Raw genomic sequence first — 22,202 nt, forward strand, 5'->3', positions numbered from 1 at the left:
GACAGTTGGCCCAGGAGGTCTGTGGGGTGATCTGCAAAGCCGCGGATATTCAGCCATGGATTTGCGTGTAGCGTATGACGCCCGCGGGCAATTTCTCGGGCGGGTCTTAGGGGAATTGCGCCTCCCGGAACCACCAGGAACTTCGTCAGTGTGGGTCGCCGATTTGGCCGTCCCGCTCAGCGTCGTCCCACTTGCGGTGCCTCGCCGGGTTCGCCTCTGACGTCGGGGTGAGCATGTGGAGGGCGATCAGCATCGCGGCCGCCGCGCAGGGGCGCTCATTCGACGCTCCAGGAGCCGATTACGGCCACAGGCCCGCCACGGAGACCGAACCCGAGTGGTGCACGTTCGAGACACTGTTCGCCGCATACCAGCTGGGAGACAAACCGGGTCCGGCCCGTTGGCGAGGATCGTGCACGCCGCCGATATCGACCGCGACCTGAATACCGATCCGGCTGGCGCCGGTCTTCTGGCGATCGGTCTTCGCGGTCTCGATGTCGAGACCGATGACCAGAAACTGCTCGAGCGCGGTCTCTTCGTCTATTACGCCCTCCATGCATGGTGCCAGCGCCGAGAAGCACAGGCGACAACATGAACGGGCAGCGCCTCGACCCCGACACGCTGCGCACCGAAGCCGTCCACCACGGGGCGATGCTGATGGCGGCCGCAGCCATCACCGCACCCAAGTCGGACGGCTAACTCTTCCTAGCCGGGAACGCAAACTTCATGGAGACCGTGATCGTCGAAGACGCCGAAACGCGCGGGCGACTAGCGGACTGGATGCGGGCGCATGGGAAAGAACGTCGAGAAACCATTTGGTTCCGCGACGCGGAAGTCGCCGAAGCCGTCGACGCGATCCTGTTCGTCGGCCTCGCACCGAACTGGTATCCACCCAACTACGACTGCGGTTATCGCCACCCGCAAGCTCGGCATCATCACCGCCGATATCAGCGTGGCACTATCCCTCTCCGTCACGCACAGAGCGATCGGATTCGATCGACGCATGCCCGAAATCAACTTCGGCTCCCTGGACCTGCCGTCGGCTGGAACCCTCCCGTCGCGGTCGATAACTCGCAACGGCCCGCCAGGCCTCGAACCCGGCAGCAGCGGCGGTATTCCACGCGACGATCGGTCGGAGGCGAGCAGTAACTCTCGTTGTGCACGCCTCTGATACCCGTGGAGGACTCCGACTAGTGTGACCGCCGACGGGCTCGTGGCCGTTCCTGTCGGGTGCCGCCATCAGCGCCCACAACTGTCAATGACGTGCCGCTCGCCTTCTGGCTGGACGTACCCGTGCCCGTACCCGTGCCCGAGTCGACTGGTCGACCCCGCCCCCGGTCCAGCACCGTGAGCGCCGTGAGATCGTAGAGCGACTCGAAGCAACCATGGGCACGATTCACCTGCGACCAATACGAACCGGAATAGTTTCGTTTTCCTGGCCGAGAGCGGAGTTGCCGTACAGGCGAGCAACTTTCTAACGCGATACTTGCGGCATCGCGAAAAACCACTCGGCGCTCACAGCCGTCGAGGAGGAGTACCGCCTCCAGCCACATGACCTTCTCTGTCGGGCGACAGAACCGCCATTCTGCCGAGGCAAAACACCGCCACTGTTTGCCAATAGCCGTAGCTGAGCTCAGTGTTCGGCGGTCGCCAGCTACCGCATCTGTTGCGCTGGCGGCACCTAACGTGAGAGCTAGTGTCCTTGACAATACTTTTTAGTGTTAGTTTGGCAGCTGGCGCTCTGGTGGCTGAAGTCAGGTTGGGTCCGCGAACGACGAGCACCCATGCCGCCGCCCGGTGCCCATACCAGGACGGTCGTGTATCGAAATGACGAGCGGATCGCCGCGGCTGACTGTGCCTGGGTTGGCCGTGATGTGCGCGTTGGCGTTGACGGCATGTACTGCGGCTTCCCCCGGGCCGACCGAGTCGCCCCGCAGTGCGGGAACTGCCAGCGACAGCGGCATACTGCCCGGCTATCAGCGTGTCACCAAGGACGAGTTTTCTCCGTTGATCATCACCGTGCTGGCGCCGGAGCCGATCCCGCTGAAGGGCTCGGACAACACGTTCTATGTTGCATACGACCTGAGCGTCTTCAACGACGCACCACGGGATGCCACGATGACCAAGATAGACACGCTTGCCGGCAACGAGAACGGCGCGGTCATCGGGTCGCTGGACGAGAAACAGATCGCGGCCAACACCCTCTTGACTGGGGACTATTCGGCCGCGGCGGCCGGGTCGGCCGTGATTCCGGCCGGACGGACGGTGATCGTCAGCTTCCGAGATGTCTACCCGACGAAGAATGCTGTTCCGGCAACCTTCACGCATCGCATCAGTGCCACCTTCGCGCCGCCGAAGCCAGGCCAGGCGACAATTGCCTCGAAGTATCCGGGACAGGTGGCGCAGATTGGCGATGCCGTGACAGTGAGCTCTCAATCTCCGATTGTGATCGGGCCCCCGTTGGCGGGTGCGGGCTGGTTTGCGAGCAACGGGTTGGAATCTGGAGCGCTCAACAACCACAGCAATGTGGTACTCCCCGTGGGCGGACGGGTCAATGCTGCGGAACAATTCGCCATCGACTTCATCCGTATCGACCCGACGGCAGATCCGGCTACCGCGAGCACCCACGGAGATCCGGCGCGGAACACGAGTTATCTCGCGTTCGATCAGCCGATTATCGCGGTTGCCAATGCCACAGTGGTCACCGTGATCTCAGACCAGCCGGATGCGACACCTCAGCTGGCACCGGATGGGATACCGAGCCTGTCGCAGGACTTCGACCCCCCGCTGGACCTCTACACCGGGAATGTGGTCATCCTCGACCTGGGCAAGGGTATCTACGCCCTGTATGCGCACATGAAACAGGGCTCTGCCATTGTCAAGGTCGGTGACACCGTGAAGAAGGGCCAGGAAATCGGGCGAGTCGGTAATTCGGGCAACTCGAGCGAGGTACACCTTCACTTCCAGTTGCAGCGCGGCCCGCTGCCGCTCACCGCTGACAATGTGCCGTGGGTGATCGATAGCTTCACTGCGGATGGCACATTCACGGCCACCGGCCGTGTGAAGACTCCGACTCCTGGGCCACGGACCAATGAAATTCCGGTCGGCAACAGCATCTCTACCTTCCCGACCCCGCGACACTAGAAAGGCGGCAACAAGGACGTTGCGCCCGGAGGATCGATCTGCGAACCAACTGGATCGGGCCCGACCAGATGGTGCCGCATGCCCGGCGATGACCTGACGATCCTTCATAGCTTCCACAAGCTGCCGGCCGGAGTGAGTTTCCCGACAAATAGGTCCCCGCAGGGAGAACCCCGGCACCCTACTGGGGCTGTTCAGGGTTGGATGTTCTCGAGGTCTTCGAGGAGGCTGGGGTGGGTGGGTGTCCAGCCGAGGGTTTCGCGTGTGTGCGAGGCTGGCAGTGCTGTGCATCGTCATCGGGGTAGCCGGCGATCCCGGCCTGACGCGCGGTGTCGGTCAGGAGTCCAGCGAATCCGCCGGCGCCCCGGAGTGCCCCTCGGACTTCTCTGAGCGCGCCAGCGGCTCGTCGCCGGGGCCGTGGACCTTTTCACCGAACAGGGTTACGACGCGACCACGGTCACGCAGATCGCTTCTCGCGCCGGTGTCACGAAGAGCACCTTCTTTCGGCACTTCTCCGATAAGCGCGAACTGCTGGTGGCGCGGCAGGAGGCCCTGAGCAGGTTGCTCGTTGAGGGGATCCGTGAGGCAGCACCCGACGCCACGCCACTTGAAGCAGTCGCATCTGGTCTTCGACGAGCCGCAGCCGCAATGGGGAGATCCAACCGCGAGATGGGATCACGTCTGCACGCCGTCATCGTCGTCAGCACTGAACTGCAGGAATGCGCCGCGCTCAAACACGTGGGACTGGCCACTGCCACGACCACCGCACTCGGCGACCGTGGCATTGCCGAGCCGGTTGCGCTCCTGCGTCCGAACTTGGCGTTCTCGCCTTCAAACAGGGGTGCGCTCAATGGTTCGAGCACATCGGACCCGAAACCACCGACCTCGCGGACCTCGCCGACCTCACCGTCGCGTCCCTGCACGAGCTAAACACTGCGGCGAAGACCCTGGACTGAAGACACACCCTGCCCGCAGGCCGTCCCCACGCGAGGTGCACGAGAAACGCATCGCCACCCACCGCGAACGTCTCGCGTTGATCAACGGACGCCGGATGGAACTCGACCCGATGGCCATGCCCATTGACGGCTAAGCCAACGCCAATCAAAACAAGTTGGAGGGCTGCGGAAAATGACGAGCGTCCCGAAAGGCCACGTCACCCCGACGACGCAGAAAGTCGCAGTACGCCGATTCGCCGAGCATCTGGATCGGGCTTAGCACATATCTCAGCACACGGAGGGAAATGGATCGTCGCTCGCAAGTGTAAAAAACCCGATCACGGGTAGTTTTCAATCGGCGGAGAATGGGGGATTCGAACCCCCGAGGGCTTGCACCCAACACGCTTTCCAAGCGTGCGCCATAGGCCACTAGGCGAATTCTCCTGGCCGGCAGCATCCGCATTCGGATGATGGCCACAGAGAAGCTTACCGGATGCCGCGCCACGGCTCGACCTGCGAGCCACCTTGTCTCAACCCTGCGGTTACGGCACCCCGTCAGTCACCGGTTACACTGGATGTCGGCTCCTCGCGTGGCGCCATCCAGGCCAATTCCCCCAGGACGGAAACGAAGCAAGGGTAACCGGGCTCTGGCGGGTGCGCGAGGGGTCCTTTTCATTTGCTGGCGGCACCCACGCGGGCAAGCCAGTCGCAGAGGGGACACTGAGTGAGATCCATCTTCATCACCTCGGCGGAGGGCTACACCGGAAAATCGACGATCGCTCTGGGGGTGCTCGACACCCTGGCCCGCAGACTGCACCGCGTCGGGGTGTTTCGCCCGATCGCCCGATCCGCGACAGAACGCGATTACGTGCTCGAGCTGCTGCTCGACCACGTGGCCGTCGACCTCGACTATGACCAGTGCATCGGCGTCAGCTACGACGATGTGCATGCCGATCCCGACGCGGCGCTATCACGCATCGTCGAACGCTACAAGGCCGTTGAGGCTCAGTGCGACGCCGTCGTGATCGTCGGCTCCGACTACACCGACGTCAGTGCGCCGACCGAACTCGGCTACAACGCCCGGGTGGCAGCCAACCTCGGGGCACCTGTGCTGCTCGTGCTCGGCGGGCGTTCCGGCCAGGGCCAGGAAGAACGCCTCGGACAAGCGGATGCCCGCACCCCAGACGAGGTGCGCCAGCTCGCCGAGGTCACCCTGTCTGAACTGCAGGTCGAGCACGCCGGACTGTTCGGCATCGTCGTCAACAGGGCCGACCCAGCCGCGCTCGCCGAGATCATCGACACTGTGGGCAGCGCGACGCAGCGCATCACAGGCACCGCAGCCCCGGTCTGGGCCGTTCCAGAAGACACGACACTGGTCGCGCCGAGCGTTCGCAGCGTCATGGCCGCGATCGACGGCACCCTGATCAAGGGTGATCCGCAACTGCTCGACCGCGAAACGCTCGGTGTCGTCGTCGCGGCCATGTCGATGGAGAATGTGCTGACCCGACTGATCGAGGGCTCCGTGGTCGTGGTGCCCGGTGATCGCAGCGAGGTACTGCTTGCCGTGCTGATGGCGCACTCGGCAGGCACGTTCCCCACGCTGTCCGCGATCGCGCTCAACGGCGGATTCGAACTATCCGAACCGATCGATCGACTCATCGACGGGCTGCGCACGACCCTGCCGATCATCCGCACGACGTTTGGAACCTACGAGACCGCCGTGCGGATCACCCGAACCCGCGGGCGGCTCGCCGCGGATTCGCAGAGCAAACACGACCGCGCGCTCGCGCTTTTCGAAACCCACGTCGACGCGGATGCGCTGTTCGCACTCCTCGACGTGCAGCAATCGCCGGTCGTCACACCGCTCATGTTCGGCTACGGGCTGGTCGAACGTGCGCGAGCCGATCGCAAACACATCGTGTTGCCGGAGGGCGACGACGACCGCATCCTTCGCGCCGCCGCGACGGTGCTGACCCGCGGCATCGCCGACCTGACGATCCTCGGCGAAGAGATCGAGGTGCGTTCCCGGGCAATCGGCCTCGGCTTGGACATTTCCGCGGCGCACGTGGTCAGCTCGTTCGACGACGTTCTGCGCTATCGCTTCGCGCAAGAGTACGCGCAGCTGCGCGCGCACAAGGGCTTGACGTTGAGCCAGGCCAGCGACACCGTGACCGACGTCTCCTACTTCGGCACGATGATGGTGCACGCAGGCCTGGCAGACGGCATGGTCTCCGGTGCCGCGCACACGACGGCGCATACCATCCGCCCGGCGTTCGAGATCATCAAAACCCGGGATGGTGTCTCGGTGGTCTCCAGCGTGTTCTTGATGGCACTCGCCGACCGGGTGCTCGTCTACGGCGACTGCGCCGTCATACCCGACCCGACAGCAGACCAGTTGGCCGACATCGCGATCTCGTCAGCACAGACCGCAGAGCAGTTCGGCATCGAGCCACGCATTGCCATGCTGTCGTATTCGACCGGCAGTTCCGGTTCGGGGGCGGATGTCGAGAAAGTCCGCTCCGCAACCGCCCTGGTGCGTGCTCGCCGGCCCCAGTTGCTCGTGGATGGGCCCATCCAATACGACGCGGCGGCCGACGCCGCGGTTGCCGCGACGAAGATGCCGGATTCACCGGTCGCCGGCAGGGCAACGGTGTTCATCTTCCCCGACCTGAACACGGGCAACAACACCTACAAGGCCGTGCAGCGCAGCGCAGGCGCCGTCGCCATCGGCCCCGTGCTGCAGGGGCTGCGCAAACCGATCAATGACCTCTCCCGCGGCGCCCTTGTCGAAGACATCGTGAACACCATCGCGATCACGGCGATCCAGGCCCAAGGATGACCCCCGCCCGTTGGTCGAGTAGCGCACGAGCGCAGCGAGTACGCGTATCGAGACCCCCGACTACCAGCACAGAAAGCAGCATCCAGTGAGCAGCATCCTCGTCGTTAACAGTGGGTCGTCCTCGTTCAAATACCAGTTGATCGATATGGCCACAGAGGAGACGCTGGCGAGCGGACTGGTCGAGCGCATCGGTGAGACCAGCGGGCGCTCAACGCACCACGGCCCGGATGGCGTGACGGAGCGGACCTTGCCGATCCCGGATCACACGGCAGGATTCGCGGTCATGCTGGACGCGTTCGAGACGAGCGGGCCGAGTCTGGCGCAGCATCCGCCGATCGCGATCGGCCACCGGGTCGTGCACGGCGGCATGCGGTTCTTCGAGCCGACGCTGATCACCGATCTCGTGCGCATCAACATCGAGGACCTGTCTGAACTGGCGCCGCTGCACAATCCGGCGAACGTGCAGGGCATCGTTGCGGCGCAGAAGGCGTTCCCGAACCTGCCGCACGTGGCCGTGTTCGACACGGCGTTCCATCAAACGCTGCCGCCGGCCGCGTACACCTACGCGATCGACGCGGCTGTCGCCGAGCGGTATCGTGTGCGCCGCTACGGTTTCCACGGCACGTCCCACAAATATGTGTCCGAGGCGGCCGCGGCATTCCTGGGCCGACCGCTGGCCGAGCTCAAGCAGATCGTGCTGCACCTGGGCAATGGCGCGTCGGCGTGCGCGGTCGACGGCGGGCGCTCGGTCGAGACCAGTATGGGCATGACTCCGCTCGAGGGCCTCGTGATGGGTACGCGTTCGGGCGACATCGACCCGGCCGTGTTGTTTCACCTGAACCGCACCGCAGGCTACGACATCGAACAACTCGACGTACTGCTGAACCGGCACAGTGGTCTGATCGGGCTGGGCGGCAACGGCGACATGCGCGACATTCAGGCAGCCGCAACGGCGGGCGACGCTCAGGCGCGCCTCGCCTTCGAGGTGTACCTGCACAGGATCAAGCAGTATGTCGGCGCGTATTTCGCGCAGCTCGGCGGTCTTGATGTGATCACGTTCACCGCCGGCGTCGGCGAGAACAATGCGCTGGTTCGTGCGGGCGCGCTGGCGGGGCTCGAGGCGATGGGCATCCGGATCGACGCGCAGCGCAATGAAGCTGTGTCGCGCGTCGCGCGAGTGATCTCGGCGGATGACTCGCGCGTCGCAGTGCTCGTCATTCCGACGAACGAGGAGCTTGAGATCGCGCGCCAGACCCTCGCGGTCGTCGTGTGAGTGCAGTCGAGCCGTCGCGTGAGCATGCGCGGACCCGCCACCCGAGTGAACGCGAGGTCGTAGCCTGAGCGAACGCGAGGTCGTAGCCTGAGCAGACGCGGCGGAAGCGAGGTGCTGTGAGCGACGAGGTCGATGTCAACATCATCGGCAGCGGGCCGAACGGGCTCGCCGCCGCAGTGACGCTCGCGCGTGCCGGGTTGTCCGTTCGCGTCTACGAGCGGGCGGATGCATTCGGAGGCGGTGCGCGCACCGCCGAGTTGACGCTGCCCGGCTTTCGTCACGACATCTGCTCCGCCGTGCACCCGCAGGCGCTCGCATCACCGTTTTTTCGTGCGTTCGAACTCGAGAAACGCGTGTCGTTCGTCGTTCCGGATGCGTCCTACGCGCATCCGCTCGACGGCGGCCGCGCTGGAGTCGCCTGGCGCGATCTCGATCGCGCCGCCGCCGGCCTCGGGGTCGACGGCGGCGCATGGCAGCGCCTGCTCACGCCACTGGTGCGCGAGGTTGACGCGATCACGGACTTCGCGGGGTCGTCGCTGCTGCGTTGGCCGCGGCATCCGTTCGTCGACGCCCGGTTCGGATTGCGGGCACTCGAGCAGGGCAGCCGGCTCTGGGGTGCGCGGTTTCGCGGTGAGGTCGCGCCGGCGTTGCTGACCGGGGTCGCGGCGCACGCGTCTGCGTCGCTGCCGTCGCTTGCGGCCGCGGGTGCCGGGTTGGTGCTCGCGATGCACGGGCACGCGCGTGGGTGGGGGATTCCGCTCGGCGGCTCCCAGTCGATTGCGGATGCGTTGGCCGCCGATCTGCGCGCACGTGGCGGCGAAATCGTCACGGGGTTCGCGGTGAAGGCGTTGCGTGACCTGCCGCCGGCCCGCGCCACTTTGTTCGACACGTCACCGCGTGCGCTGCTGAGGATTGTGGAGGCCGCCGGCGTGCGGGGCGCGGTATCGGCCGAGGTGCCGGTCGCGTACCGGCAGCGGTTGGAGCGATTCCACTACGGGTCGGGAGTCGCCAAGGTCGACTTCGCAGTGAGCGACCCGATCCCGTGGGCGAATCCGGATGTGGCCGCTGCCGCCGCCGTGCATCTTGGCGGTAGGCGAGAGGAAATCGCGCGCGCGGAACGCGAGGTTGCGCGGGGGAGGCACGCGGCGCATCCGTTCACGCTGGTTTCGCAGCCGACGCTGTTCGATCCGACACGGGCGCCGGCGCGGCGGCACGTGGTGTGGGCGTATGCGCACGTGCCGCACGGGTCCACGCTGGACGCGACCGAGACGATCACGCGGCAGATCGAGCGGTATGCACCGGGGTTCCGAGACACGATTCTGGCCAGCGCGGCGATGTCCGCCGCGCAGCTGGCTGAGCACAATCCGAACAATGTCGGTGGCGAGATCTCCGGCGGCGCGGTGTCGCTGACCCAGCTGTTGCGCCGGCCCGTCGTGTCGAACGATCCGTGGCGCACCCCGATCGATGGCGTGTATCTGTGCTCGGCGTCGAGCGTGCCCGGCCCGAGCGTGCACGGCATGAACGGCTGGTTCGCGGCACGATCGGCCCTGGCGCACACGTTCGGTATTCGGCGGATGCCGCCCCTCGGCCTCGGCGATTGAGTCGCGCTCGTCAGGGGAGCGCACTTGACGATAGCCCGGAGTCGTGACGCAAGCCTGCAGTCTTGACGCAAGCTCGGACGGTGCGCCACTTTGTGCGTGTTGCGCCAGTCGAGGTGGCGCACGGTGCGCGATCTGGCGCACCATGGGTGGGCAGCATCCGCCCGCCGCGAACCGGGCAGGCACTGTCGGCGGCTCCGACTACCATTGAGCCGTGGTCACAGCCCTGTATCGCCGTTACCGGCCCGAGTCCTTCGCCGAGATGATCGGCCAGTCTCAGGTGACGGAACCGCTCATGACCGCGCTGCGCACCAACCGCGTGAATCACGCGTATCTGTTCAGCGGGCCGCGCGGCTGCGGCAAGACGACGAGCGCCCGCATCCTCGCGCGCTGCCTGAACTGTGTCGAGGGCCCGACCGATACGCCGTGTGGCAAATGCCCGAGCTGCATCGAACTCGGGCGTGATGGCAGTGGCTCGCTCGACGTCGTCGAGATCGACGCGGCCAGCCATGGCGGCGTGGACGACGCACGCGACCTGCGCGAACGGGCCATCTTCGCGCCCGCGCGCGACCGCTACAAGATCTTCATCCTCGACGAGGCGCACATGGTCACGGCGAGCGGTTTCAACGCCCTGCTGAAGATCGTCGAAGAACCGCCGGAGCACGTCAAGTTCATTTTCGCGACGACCGAACCAGACAAAGTGATCGGCACGATTCGCTCGCGCACGCATCACTATCCGTTCCGGCTGGTGCCGCCGGCGCAGATGCTCGACTACGTGCAGCAGATGTGCGACAGCGAGCATATGACGGTGGCGCCCGGCGTGCTTCCGCTGGTTGTGCGTGCCGGTGGCGGGTCGCCGCGCGACACACTGTCGCTGCTCGACCAGCTGATGGCCGGGTCAGAAGGCGACACGATCGAATACGAGCGCGCGGTTGCACTGCTCGGTTACACACACAGCGCGCTGCTCGACGAGGCCATCGACGCGATCGCCGCAGCGGATGCCCCTGGCGCGTTCGCTGCGACCGACAGGGTGATCCAGACGGGGCAGGATCCCCGGCGTTTCGTCGAGGATCTGCTGGAACGCCTGCGCGACCTCATCATCGTCGCCGCCACCTCTGCGGAGGGAGCAGCAGCCGTGCTGCGCGGCATCCCACAGGACGAACTCGAGCACATGGCCGCGCAGGCCGGCAAGTTCGGGCAAGCCGAGCTGTCGCGCAGTGCCGACATCGTCAACGCTGCGCTGACTGAGATGACCGGCGCGACCTCTCCGCGACTGCACCTGGAGCTCATGATTGCCCGGATGCTCGTGCCCGCGAGCGATGCCACAGAACGTGGTGCGCTGGCTCGCGTCGAACGCCTGGAGCGCCGCATCGGCGTCGCGGATGCCCCGCCCGCCTCTGCCCCCGCGTCGGCGTCGGAAGACGCCACACCCGCTGGTCGAGAGGGGATTGCCGACACTCCCGCTGGTCGAGGAGCGAGCGCCAGCGAGCGTCTCGAGACCCCTGTGACAACTCCCGTTGGTCGAGGAGCGAGCGCCAGCGAGCGTCTCGAGACCCCCGTGACAACCCCCGCCGGTCGAGGAGCGAGCGCTAGCGAGCGTCTCGAGACCTCCGTGACAACTCCCGCTGGTCGAGGAGCGAGCGCTAGCGAGCGTCTCGAGACCTCCGTGATAACTCCCGCTGGTCGAGGAGCGAGCGCCAGCGAGCGTCTCGAGACCCCCCGTGAGGAGCCCACCCCTGCTCCCACCGCGCCCCCGGCCGCGCCACCGACGACGCCCATCGGCCAGGTGACCACCCAGCAGGTCAAGGACGCGTGGCCGCAGATTCTTGACGCCGTTCAGCACGCCAAGCGCAGTGCCTGGATGGTCGTCTTCACGGCGAGTGTGCACCGGCTCGATGACGATGTTCTCACGCTGTACTTTCCGAGCGGCAACGACGTGGCCAGCTTTAAGCAGCAAACCGGTGGTGGCCAGGGTGTGAGCGAGTACCTGCGCCAGGCGATCCTCGCTGTGCTCGGCATCAGGGTGAAGTTCATCGCCAAGGTCAACGGTGACCACGCGTCGGTGACCGCGTCGCAAGGTAGCTCGCAGCCGTCGAACTCAGAGTCATCGAACTCGGAGTCATCGAACTCGGAGTCGTCGAACGTCCAGCCCTCAATTCCGCAGCCGTCGAGCCCGCCGGCGCAGGCCGACTCGCCCAGCCGACCTGCGGCGCAAATCCGACCGACCGCCCAGCCGCCAGCGCAACCACACAGGCAAGCAGCGGGGCGTCCAGACACCCCTTCAGCCGTGGGCGCATCGACGACGAGCTGGCCGACCGTGGCCATCCCCGGCGGCGGTGGCGCCAGCGCAACGGCGGACGCCCCCTCAGACGACGATGCACCGCCGGAAACCGAACCGCCGTTCGAGCCGCCCGTTCCCGATGAGGATGTCGCCAGTGTGCCGGCAGCAACCCCGAGCGTGGCTGCCCCGAGCGTTGCAGCGCCAGGCGGATGGTACGACGGCCCGGTGGAGCCCGACGAACGGCTCGGGCGCGACCCGGGCCGCAGCGCCGAAACGGTCGGCGCTTCGACAGGCTCAGCGAGCCGGAGCGGTTCAACGGTCGGCGCTTCGACAAGCTCAGCGGCAGGGGACAGCTCAGCGACACGGAGCGAGCCGACGCGGCCATCGGCATCCGTTGCGTTTGAAAAGCCGCAGCGCTATGGCGAGGCGGTTGTGCGCGAGATCCTTGGGGCGACCTTCATCGAAGAACAACCCGCTCCGAGCGGCGAGGCGAGGTAGTTCGTGTACGAAGGCATCATCCAGGAACTGATCGATGAGCTTGGTCGGTTGCCGGGCATTGGTCCGAAGTCTGCTCAGCGGATTGCGTTTCATATTCTGCAGACCGAGAACTTCGACGTCACGCATTTGGCTGAGGTGTTGATGACCGTGCGCGACAAGGTGCGATTCTGTGCGATCTGCGGCAACGTCTCCGAGGAGGAGACCTGCTCGATCTGCCGTGACCCGCGCCGCAGCCAGACCTCGATCTGCGTCGTCGAAGAGGCGAAAGACGTCGTCGCGATCGAGCGCACCCGCGAATTCCGCGGGCTCTATCACGTGCTCGGCGGAGCCATCAGCCCGATTGACGGCGTGGGTCCAGATGACCTGCGCATCCGCCAACTGATGACCCGGCTCGCAGACGGCACTGTTCAAGAGGTCATCATCGCGACCGACCCGAACCTCGAGGGCGAGGCGACAGCCACCTACCTGAGTCGGCTGCTGCGCACCATCGACATCAAGGTGACGCGACTCGCATCCGGATTGCCCGTCGGCGGCGACCTCGAATACGCGGACGAGGTTACCCTCGGCCGCGCCTTCGAAGGCCGCCGCGTTGTGTCGGACTGAGCCGCATTGGCTCCGACTAGCCGGGTTGGCTCCGACTAGCCGCGTTGGCTTCGGCTAGCCGGGTTGTCTCGGACTAGCCGGGTTGGCTCCGCATATAGGAGACACGCTCTAGCGGCGTCGTCTCCGGCTGACGCCGGGTCGTCTCCGATGCGAGCCGCGACCGCACGACCCTACGAGATCTTCCGGCGGTAGATGACCATCGCGGCCACGTAGGCGGCGACCAGGATGCCGACGCACCAGGCAAGCGCGATCCAGAGGTCGCTTCCCACCGGCTGCCCGGTGAACAGGTCGCGGATTGAGTTGACGATCGAAGTGACCGGTTGATATTCGGCGAACCAACGCACCGGGCCGGGCATCGAGGCTGTCGGCACGAATGCGGAACTGATGAACGGCAGGAAGATGAGTGGATAGGAGAACGCGCTCGCGCCATCCACGGACTTGGCGGTGAGGCCGGGAATGACGGCAATCCAGGTCAGTGCCAGCGTGAACAGCACCAGGATGCCGGCAATCGCCAGCCATGCCCCGATGCTCGCCCCGGTGCGAAAACCCATGATCAGGGCGACGCCGACAACGACGACGAGCGAGATCAGGTTGGCCACCAGCGAGGTCAGCACGTGCGACCACAACACCGACGAGCGGGCGATCGGCATCGACTGGAACCTCTCGAAGATGCCGCCCTGCATGTCAAGGAAGAGCCGGAACGCGGTATAGGAAACACCGGACGCGATCGTGATGAGCAGGATGCCGGGCAGAAGATAGTTCACATACGAGATGCCCGTTCCGGTGTTGATCGCACCGCCGAACACGTAGACGAACAGCAGCAGGAACGCGACGGGCATGAGGCAGGTCGTGATGATGGTGTCCATGCTGCGTGTGACGTGCTTGAGGGATCGGCCGGTCAGAACGGCCGTGTCGCCCAGGAAATAGGTGGTCATTTTTCTTCCTTTCTCGAGTTGTTTGCGTCGCTGGGGTTGCTCGTGCTGCTTGCGTTGCTCGTGCGGGCGGATGCGGCGACCCGCGCGTTCGCGCTGCTCCCGTTGTCGCCGACGAGTGCGAAGAAGACATCTTCAAGGGTCGGCTGCTTCTCGACGTATTCAACCTGGGCCGGGGGCAGCAGCTTCTTGAGCTCGGCAAGGGTGCCGTTGACCAGGATGCGGCCTTCGTGAAGGATCGCGATCCGGTCGGCGAGTTGCTCGGCTTCGTCGAGATACTGCGTTGTGAGCAGCACCGTCGTGCCACCTGCGGCGAGTTCTTTGACGGCCTGCCAGACCTCGATGCGGCCCTCGGGGTCGAGGCCGGTCGTCGGCTCGTCGAGGAAGATGACCGGCGGGTTGCCGATCAGGCTCATCGCGATGTCGAGACGACGCCGCATGCCACCGGAATAGGTCGACACCTTTCGGGCGGCGGCGTCCGCAAGGGAGAAGCGATCAAGCAAGCCGTCGGCGATGATGCCCGGGTTGCTGAGGTGCCGCAGTTGTGCCACCAGCACAAGGTTTTCCCGCCCGGTGAGGATTTCGTCTACGGCAGCGAACTGCCCGGTGAGGCTGATCGATCGGCGCACGTCCGCTGATTGCGCGAACACGTCGAAGCCGTTGACTTCGGCCGTGCCTGCATCGGCTTTCAGCAGGGTGCACAGGATCTTGATGACCGTGGTCTTGCCTGCACCGTTTGAGCCGAGCAGAGCGAAAATGCTGCCACGGGGCACATCGAAGTCGACTCCGGTGAGCACCTCGACCTTCTTGTACGACTTGCGAAGACCTCGAGCCGCGATGGCGGGCTGGATGGTGAGAGTTTTCATTGCGTTGCTCCTTCTGGGGTTGCGTGGGTAGCGGGTTGCGTGGGTTGTGGGTTGTGGGTTGTGGGCTGTTTTGTTGGGTTGTGTGGTTGTGGGGTTTCCAGGCGTCGTCGTAGGGCGCCGCGACCGGGCGGCGCTGTATTCGCGGGTGCTGCGGCTACTGTGCTGTGGCTACTGTGTGGCGGCTACTGTGTGGCGGCTACTGTGTGGCGGCCCGCCGCACGGTGATGTTGCCCCAGGCCGTGCGACCGAGCACCTCGACAGTGTCGGCCGGTTCCTCGGATTCGTCGGTGCCCGGCGGGGCACTGGCGTTCTCAAGGGCGTTTCGCACGGAGCCGTGGTGAGCATCGAGGTCAAGCCACGCGGCCGTGCCCTGGCGGATGCCCAACTCGAGTCCACCGTAGGAACTGCGCATTTCGATCGAGCCGCGCACCGCGTCGTTGATGCGAACCTTGCCGTAGGCGGTGGTTGCAACGACCGGTGCGAGTGCGTGCTCGATTTCGATGTCGCCATACGACGAGGTGACGTGAACGGGGCCGGCCGCGATCCCGATGAACGTGCCGTCCTGGGAACTCTTGACGGTGGCGCTGCCGTCGACCTCGGCGATGCGCACTTTGCCGCCGACGACTTCGGTGTGGCCGGTTGCGCGGCCGACGGTGATGTCGCCGTATCCGGTGCGAAGAACCAGATCTTCGCCTTCTTCGACGTCGACATCTCCGTAGGAGGTCTTGATCTTCGACGGTCCGATCGCACCGTCGACGCGAATCGATCCATACGATGAGTCAGCGGCGATTCGGGATCCACGGGGCACCTGCACCGTGATGTCGATCGAATTGGTGCTGCCGAACCATGCGTAGTGGCTCAACGGCCTCGGTTGCACGATGGTAAGCCGGTCGCCCGAGAATTCGACGCGCGTCTGGTCGGCCGAGCGGACATCCGAAGACCTTGCCGGGCTGCTCGGGCTGACCTGCACGGAGACCTCGTCGCCGTCGCCTGCGGTGATTGTGACGGTGCCCGCGAGCACGCTCAGCGACACCGCGACGGGCCCGGCTGCTGAAAAGTTGTGCATGCTGTTCTCCTCGACGTTTCTGGCGGCGCTACCGGACCCAGCCGGTGAAGCGACTTCCGGTGTTGCGGGGCTTGGCTGACGGCTGCGGCGCACTTGGGCCGCCGGTCAAAGCGGCAGTGACCGCGCGCAGCAGCCACGAGTTCACGGACAGTCCCTCGCGCGCCGCGGCCGTCTCAACACGCAGTTTGACGTGCTCGGGCAAACGCAACGTGGTGCGGGACATCGTGCCTTCCGTCGCGTCCGGCTCGGCGAGCGATTCGTCGTGCGGCGTCGAATCCATTGCGGATGTTTCGCCTTCGAACCTCGACACCGGCGGCGCGGTGACGACGAACTGGGGTTCACGACCGCGTAGTCGCAGGTCGACCGAGCCGGGGGCGAGCTCCGTCGTGATCTCGCCCGCGGCATCCGAGAGCGCTTCGAGCAGAACGAGGCGCGCCGCAGAGTCGAGGGTGGATGCGAGCCGACCGGCGACGATCTTCGCGTCGTCGCCGGCAGCGTCGGCAGCAACCGAAAGCTGATTCTGCAGGTCCTGAACGTATCGAGAAATATCCACGACGTCAGAATGACACCACTATGGCGTCATGTCAAGCCCAACGTGACAACATTTCGACGCCATCGTCGTGAAATCCGCGCAATGGCGTCGCTTCCGCTCAGGAAACGATGTCTGACTTTTCGCTATTTCGAATCTGCCTTATGTAAGGCGGATTTGAAACAACGAAAACGGGCGCATCGAACCCGCAGTGTTCGCGTTCGCCTCGGATCGGTCTCACCCCTGGCCCGCGTGCGCCTCGCGTCCGTAACCGATCAGCTCGCGACCCGCGTGCGACCTGCCTACGACCCGCCGGCAACCTGCCTGCGACCCGCCTGCGACCCGCTCGCGACCCGCCTACGAGCAGTACGGCCGGCAGGTGCGCTGCGAGAGTGCGTCGACCAGCACGTTGCCAAGGTCTTGCGGCTTCATCGCCGAGTATGCCGATCCGACCGTCGCTGCCGCGATCTGCGACATGACGCCGAGGTCGATCTCGGGTCCGAGTCCGACCATGATGACCGGAACGGGTTTGTCGGCGCTGTGCGTTGCCTTCAATTGCGTCAGCAGGCTCGGCAGTGCGAGGCCTCCCGGGTCATCGTTGACACCGTCGGTGATCACCAGAACGGAATTGATCATCTTCGGGTCGTAGGTGGCCTGCATCTGCTTCACTGCGGCGAGCGTTGTGTCGTAGAGTCCGGTGTCTCCCTGCACCTGGCTGGGCAGCGTTGCGATGATGTTCGCGATGTCCGCCGCGTGCGCCGGGTCGCCGATCGGAGCCACCGGCGACAGCGGCTTCCACGGTTGTGTGCCCACCTGGTTGGTGGAGAACTCCCAAATGCCCAACTCGGACTGGGGCGAGAACATGCTGACGACGCCCGGTGCCGCCTGCTGGAACACACCGATCCGGGTCAGCCCACCGCCCGCATCGTCCAGCATCGAGCCGGAGACGTCGATGACCACGAGCATCCGTGATCGCACGGTGATGGACGACCAGGACTGCAGGATGCCCACCTGCGCTCCGCCATCGAGCGCCGGCTCCGCCTTCGGTGCGGCAGCGACTACCCCGGTTGCGGAGAAATCACCGGCTCCGGATGCTGTGCGAAACCCTGCGCGCGCGAACGGCTTGCTATTGCTTGCGAACTGGTGCTCGAGTGCAGACACCAGACGACCGCGCGTCGAATCAGCGCTCGTCGAATCGGCGGCCGTCGAAGCGTCGGCCGTCGAAGCGTCCAGTCGCACGAACGGATACGAGACACTCACCGTGCCACTGTTCGGGTATACGGCGAAGAACTGACTGGACGGCGATGCCGCATTTTGCGCAACGACCGCCTGTTCTGTCGTGATTGCGACGGTGGAGCCGCTCGTATTCTGGGCGTTTTGGGCGTCGGCGAATGCCGCGGCATCCGAACTCGGAATGTTCTTGCCGAGCGCGATCATCGCGCGCGAGAACGCCAGCTGATCGGACGATGACAGGCTCTGCTTGATTGCCGCGAGGGCGGCGAGGCTCGGGCCGTTCTGTGCGGGCTCAGGCAGCAGGGCGTTCACGGAGCCGTCGGCGACCGAGTTCCAGTCGAGCTTCGTGTTGGCGAGCGCGGCGGTTTCCCGAACCGGGGCTGCGAAGACGAGCGGAGTTGTGGCGATCGCGGCACCGAACTGCATTTCGGGCGCCGGCCGGATCAGCGACCAGGCCATGACCTGGATCCGGCTTTCCCACGCCGGTGAGTCCGGCACCCAGACGTCGGCCTTCGCATCGCCGCCGACCGCCAGCAGGGCGGCCGTGTCAGCCGAGTTCTGCGCTCGCACGGTGGTTTTCACGCAGGGCGTGACCGCGTCAAATGTCGCAGCAGATTTGGTCAGCGCCGGGGCGATTGTCGTGTCGGCTATGACGCTCAACTGGGTTGGAGTGCAGTGTCTTGCCCACGCGTTCGGCGGCAAAATGGTGTCGAGGGCATCCTGATACCAGGCGACACCGAGGGCCAGAACCAGTACGGCGACAGCCGCTCCCGCGAAAATCCAACTCCGACGTCGGCGCGCTTTCGTACTGTGACGGCCCATTGAAACTCCAGCGTTCTTGTCGGACCAGCCCGCAACAAGTCGTACCCCCCGTACAGGGGACTGGATTGAGCTAGCCTAGCCGACGGCTGGAGGGGGCGAAAGGCGGGTTGCGCATCCGCGACCGGCCGGTGCCGGGCATCCGCGCCCGCGGGGCGGCTGGCAGCAGTGCGCTGGCAGCGGTGTGCCGGCAGCAGTGGGCGGCGAGCAGCACGGCTCCGTGCAACGGCGCGGCGGCCAGCCGATCAACCGGCTGCGACTACGACCTTCAGTGCGCCGAGCCCGTCCGTCATGAGTTGCGAGAGTTTGCGTGTGTTGTCTGCGTCGATCCACTGGGTGAACCCGACCTGGAACACGGCAACTCCGGCCTGAGCAGCAAGGCTCGCGGTCGGCTCGGCTACCCCGCGGTCACGCAATGCTTCAGCGACGGCCGAGGACAGGTGCGCGAGCTTGATCAGTTCGCGTTCCTGCAGGCCCGGATTCGCAGCGATCACGCCGCCGCGCTGCTGTGACCACGGTCGGCGTGGTTCGAAGTGCATGGCGGCGGCGTTCAGTGCAGCCGCGACCGCTTCAAGTGGGGTTGCATCTGCAGGAGCGCCAGCGACGGCGGAGACGAACAGTTGCAGAAAGTCATCCTGACCGAAGAACAGCACCTCGCGCTTGTCCGCAAAGTGACGAAAGAAGGTGCGCTCGGTGAGTCCGGCCCTCTCGGCGATCTCGGTGACCGTGGTCTGCTCGAAACCCTGCTCGGTGAACAGTTCAACGGCGGCCGTGAGAAGGCGACCGCGCGCGTCCGGCTCCCATCTGCTCATGGCCCGATCGTACCTCACGACAGCGACTGACATGATTTCTCATCCATGTGATGACAGAATCTGACATCAAGAGTAATGTTCATGACAGCGACTGACATCGAGTGAATCTAACCGAAATCGTACACACCGTGCGCACCAGTCGTCGCTCACGTGAAGGGACTTCTCATGCGTATTTTCGTCACCGGTGCATCGGGTTGGGTCGGCTCGGCCGTCACCGCGGAACTCGTCGCCGCAGGCCATCAGGTCGTGGGTCTGGCTCGATCTGATGCGTCGGCGGCGGCCGTCGCAGCAGCTGGTGCCGACGTGCAGCGCGGCGACATCACCGATCTGGCAAGCCTGCGGGCTGGTGCCGAGGGTGTCGACAGCATCATCCACACCGCGTTCATCCACGACTTCACCACACACGAGCAGGCCGCTGCAGTCGATTTCGCGGCGGTGCAACTGTTCGGTGACCTGCTGGAGGGGTCGGATCGTCCGCTGGTGATCGCATCCGGAATTCTGGGCGCGGTCTCGGTGGAGACCGACCATCCGCGCCCGGCCACGTCGTGGTCGCCGCGACTGCTCACTGAACAGACGCTGCTCGGGTTCGCGGATCGCGGCATCCGTTCGTCGGCGGTACGGCTGGCGCCGACCGTGCACGGCGACGGCGACCACGGGTTCATGTCGGCGCTGGTCGGCATCGATCGCGAGAAGGGCAGCGCCGGCTACATCGGCGATGGCCGCAACACCTGGCCGGCCGTGCACCGACTGGACGCGGCGCACCTGTTCCGCCTCGCGCTGGAGAACGCGCCGGCCGGGTCGACGCTGCACGCCATCGACGATGAGGCGGTGCCGCTGCGCGACATCGCCGAGGTCATCGGCCGTCACCTCGGTGTGCCCGCGCTCAGCGTGCCCGAAGCGGATGCCGCCGAGCACTTCGGCTGGCTCGGCCGCTTTCTCGCCATGGACAGTCACGCATCCAGCGCGATCACCCGTGACCTCGTCGGTTGGCAGCCGACGCATCCCAACCTGATCGAGGATCTCGAGTTGGGGCACTACTTTCGCATGAAGTAGTGGTCGCGCGGCGGTCGCGCGGCGGTCGCGCGGCGGGTGCGCCACTTGACGCGGTGTGCGGCGGGTGCGCCACTTGACGCGGTGTGCGCCACATAAAGTGGCGCACACCGCGCCAGCTGGCGCATTGCCACGGTCTGGGTTGCCACGCAGTTGGCGTTGCGCCGGCGTGCACAAGTCGGCGTAGCTTCGTCGCGCCCCCGCGCCTCCACGCGCCCGGGCGTCACACGGCGGGCGCACACCGGGTCTGCGGATAGAATGAAGGTTCCGGCATCGCCAGCCCATCCCACCCCAGGAGAATATCCGTGGCTTTGATCGTGCAGAAATTCGGCGGCTCCTCTGTCGCAGACGCAGAGAGCATCAAGCGCGTCGCGAAGCGCATCGTCGAGACGCGCAAGGCGGGAAACGAGGTCGTCGTCGCGGTTTCAGCGATGGGCGACAGCACAGACGACCTGGTCGACCTCGCCCACGAGGTGACGCCGATTCCCGACCCGCGCGAGCTTGACATGCTGTTGACGGCGGGCGAACGCATCTCGATGGCGTTGCTCGCGATGGCGATCAAGAGCATGGGCGTCAATGCCTTGTCGTTCACCGGCAGTCAGGCCGGCATGATCACGGATGCCCACCACGGCGCCGCCCGCATCGTCGATGTGACGCCCGGGCGCATCCGCGACGCACTGAGCGATGGCGCGATTGCGATCGTCGCCGGGTTCCAAGGCTTCAACCGGGACACCCGCGACATCACGACGCTCGGTCGCGGCGGCTCGGACACGACGGCCGTCGCGCTCGCCGCAGCGCTTGACGCCAGCGTCTGCGAGATCTATACGGATGTCGACGGGGTCTTCACCTCGGACCCTCGCGTTGTTCCGCTCGCCCGCAAGATCGACCGCATCACGAGCGAGGAGATGCTCGAGCTGGCCGGATCCGGTGCGAAAGTGTTGCATATACGCGCGGTGGAATATGCGCGTCGGCATGGCGTTACGTTACATGTGCGTTCCTCGTTCAACAACAACGAGGGCACCCTTGTTTTGAATGAAGCGGCCCTGAAGCAGAAAGACGGTAGCCCAATGGAAGAAGCTCTTATCTCCGGGATTGCCACCGACCTCACACAGGCCAAGATCACCGTGGTCGGTGTGCCTGACGTTCCCGGCAAGGCGGCACAGATTTTCAAGATCGTGGCGAAAGCGAACGCCAACGTGGACATGATCGTGCAGAACGTATCGGCTGTGACGACGGGCCTCACGGACATCTCGTTCACTCTGCCGAAGTCGGAGGGGCAGCGGGTGCTCACTGCGTTGACTGGCGAGCAGCACGATGTCGGGTTCCAGTCGCTGCAATACGACGACCAGATCGGCAAGCTCGCGCTGGTCGGCAACGGCATGCGCACCAACTCGGGTGTCTCCGCACTGCTGTTCGAGGCCCTGTTCGAGGCGGGCATCAACGTTGAGATGATCTCGACGAGTGAAATCCGCATTTCGGTCGTCACTCGCGCAGACAGCGTCGAAGAGGCCGCACGTGTCGTGCATCGCGCGTTCGGCTTGGACGCGGACTCGAAGGCGATCGTGCACGCGGGCACGGGTCGCTGAGCGCGTGGATCGCGGCGAAAGCGATGCGCGTGCGCCACGTTGCGTGGTATGCGCCACTTCAACTGGCGCACGACGCGCAAAGTGGCGCAACGGCCGAATGAGGCAGCAAGCAAGCAAGTAAGCAGGCACGCAAGCAAGTAAGCA

The 22,202-nt window shown here is 65.4% G+C and carries 16 protein-coding genes, 1 tRNA gene and 1 other RNA gene; 11 read left to right on the forward strand and 7 right to left on the reverse strand.

Annotation, left to right across the window (positions count from 1 at the left end; all coding sequences use genetic code 11):
- Nucleotides 1-409: 409 nt before the first annotated feature.
- The 3 genes from QU604_RS22150 to QU604_RS05480 all read left to right on the forward strand — a co-directional run bounded on the left by QU604_RS22150 (nucleotide 410) and on the right by QU604_RS05480 (nucleotide 4,068).
- A complete protein-coding gene (locus QU604_RS22150) occupies nucleotides 410-592 on the forward strand; it encodes a hypothetical protein (protein ID WP_409349999.1) in 183 nt (60 codons plus the stop codon).
- 1,232 nt (nucleotides 593-1,824) lie between these two features.
- On the forward strand, nucleotides 1,825-3,141 hold the full coding sequence (locus QU604_RS05475; protein ID WP_308467805.1) for a M23 family metallopeptidase: 1,317 nt from the start codon (nucleotides 1,825-1,827) through the stop codon (nucleotides 3,139-3,141).
- A gap of 414 nt (nucleotides 3,142-3,555) precedes the next feature.
- Nucleotides 3,556-4,068 carry a TetR/AcrR family transcriptional regulator gene (locus tag QU604_RS05480; RefSeq protein WP_308467806.1) on the forward strand — a complete coding sequence of 171 codons (513 nt, stop codon included), beginning with the start codon at nucleotides 3,556-3,558 and terminating at the stop codon, nucleotides 4,066-4,068.
- 364 nt (nucleotides 4,069-4,432) lie between these two features.
- Here the strand turns inward: QU604_RS05480 and QU604_RS05485 are convergent.
- Nucleotides 4,433-4,517, reverse strand: a tRNA-Ser gene (locus QU604_RS05485).
- Nucleotides 4,518-4,650: 133 nt separating this feature from the next.
- Here QU604_RS05485 and ffs point away from each other — a divergent pair.
- From ffs to recR, 6 genes are all read left to right on the forward strand, one after another.
- An RNA gene (gene ffs, locus QU604_RS05490) (signal recognition particle sRNA small type) lies at nucleotides 4,651-4,747 on the forward strand.
- A gap of 50 nt (nucleotides 4,748-4,797) precedes the next feature.
- Nucleotides 4,798-6,912 (forward strand): phosphate acetyltransferase, encoded by a 2,115-nt coding sequence (gene pta / locus QU604_RS05495; RefSeq protein WP_308467807.1) that lies wholly within the window; start codon nucleotides 4,798-4,800, stop codon nucleotides 6,910-6,912.
- An 85-nt stretch (nucleotides 6,913-6,997) separates the two neighbouring features.
- Nucleotides 6,998-8,185: an acetate/propionate family kinase gene (locus tag QU604_RS05500; protein WP_308467808.1), complete on the forward strand. Its 1,188-nt coding sequence runs from the start codon at nucleotides 6,998-7,000 to the stop codon at nucleotides 8,183-8,185.
- Between the two features lie 116 nt (nucleotides 8,186-8,301).
- Nucleotides 8,302-9,786, forward strand: coding sequence for a phytoene desaturase family protein (locus QU604_RS05505; RefSeq protein ID WP_308467809.1), 1,485 nt, complete (start codon nucleotides 8,302-8,304; stop codon nucleotides 9,784-9,786).
- Nucleotides 9,787-9,997: 211 nt separating this feature from the next.
- On the forward strand, nucleotides 9,998-12,562 hold the full coding sequence (locus tag QU604_RS05510; protein WP_308467810.1) for a DNA polymerase III subunit gamma and tau: 2,565 nt from the start codon (nucleotides 9,998-10,000) through the stop codon (nucleotides 12,560-12,562).
- A 3-nt stretch (nucleotides 12,563-12,565) separates the two neighbouring features.
- A complete protein-coding gene (gene recR / locus QU604_RS05515) occupies nucleotides 12,566-13,165 on the forward strand; it encodes a recombination mediator RecR (RefSeq protein WP_308467811.1) in 600 nt (199 codons plus the stop codon).
- A gap of 170 nt (nucleotides 13,166-13,335) precedes the next feature.
- Here recR and QU604_RS05520 read toward each other — a convergent pair whose 3' ends face one another.
- The 6 genes from QU604_RS05520 to QU604_RS05545 form a co-directional block, all read right to left on the reverse strand.
- Nucleotides 13,336-14,100: an ABC transporter permease gene (locus tag QU604_RS05520; RefSeq protein ID WP_308467812.1), complete on the reverse strand. Its 765-nt coding sequence runs from the start codon at nucleotides 14,098-14,100 to the stop codon at nucleotides 13,336-13,338.
- Nucleotides 14,097-14,963, reverse strand: coding sequence for an ABC transporter ATP-binding protein (locus tag QU604_RS05525; RefSeq protein ID WP_308467813.1), 867 nt, complete (start codon nucleotides 14,961-14,963; stop codon nucleotides 14,097-14,099). Before QU604_RS05525 ends, QU604_RS05520 begins: the two co-directional genes overlap by 4 nt.
- Before the next feature lie 196 nt (nucleotides 14,964-15,159).
- A complete protein-coding gene (locus QU604_RS05530) occupies nucleotides 15,160-16,029 on the reverse strand; it encodes a DUF4097 family beta strand repeat-containing protein (RefSeq protein WP_308467814.1) in 870 nt (289 codons plus the stop codon).
- A 28-nt stretch (nucleotides 16,030-16,057) separates the two neighbouring features.
- Nucleotides 16,058-16,582, reverse strand: coding sequence for a histidine kinase (locus QU604_RS05535; protein WP_308467815.1), 525 nt, complete (start codon nucleotides 16,580-16,582; stop codon nucleotides 16,058-16,060).
- Nucleotides 16,583-16,915: 333 nt separating this feature from the next.
- Nucleotides 16,916-18,613, reverse strand: a complete 1,698-nt coding sequence (locus QU604_RS05540; protein WP_308467816.1) for a VWA domain-containing protein — start codon at nucleotides 18,611-18,613, stop codon at nucleotides 16,916-16,918.
- A 242-nt stretch (nucleotides 18,614-18,855) separates the two neighbouring features.
- Nucleotides 18,856-19,422 carry a TetR/AcrR family transcriptional regulator gene (locus QU604_RS05545; RefSeq protein ID WP_308467817.1) on the reverse strand — a complete coding sequence of 189 codons (567 nt, stop codon included), beginning with the start codon at nucleotides 19,420-19,422 and terminating at the stop codon, nucleotides 18,856-18,858.
- Between the two features lie 165 nt (nucleotides 19,423-19,587).
- Here QU604_RS05545 and QU604_RS05550 point away from each other — a divergent pair, with 165 nt between their 5' ends.
- Both QU604_RS05550 and QU604_RS05555 read left to right on the forward strand, forming a co-directional pair.
- Nucleotides 19,588-20,475 carry an SDR family oxidoreductase gene (locus tag QU604_RS05550; protein ID WP_308467818.1) on the forward strand — a complete coding sequence of 296 codons (888 nt, stop codon included), beginning with the start codon at nucleotides 19,588-19,590 and terminating at the stop codon, nucleotides 20,473-20,475.
- A gap of 302 nt (nucleotides 20,476-20,777) precedes the next feature.
- Nucleotides 20,778-22,058 carry an aspartate kinase gene (locus tag QU604_RS05555; RefSeq protein WP_308467819.1) on the forward strand — a complete coding sequence of 427 codons (1,281 nt, stop codon included), beginning with the start codon at nucleotides 20,778-20,780 and terminating at the stop codon, nucleotides 22,056-22,058.
- Nucleotides 22,059-22,202: the final 144 nt, after the last annotated feature.

The sequence above is a fragment of the Rathayibacter sp. SW19 genome (assembly GCF_030866825.1).
GTDB lineage: Bacteria > Actinomycetota > Actinomycetes > Actinomycetales > Microbacteriaceae > Rathayibacter_A > Rathayibacter_A soli.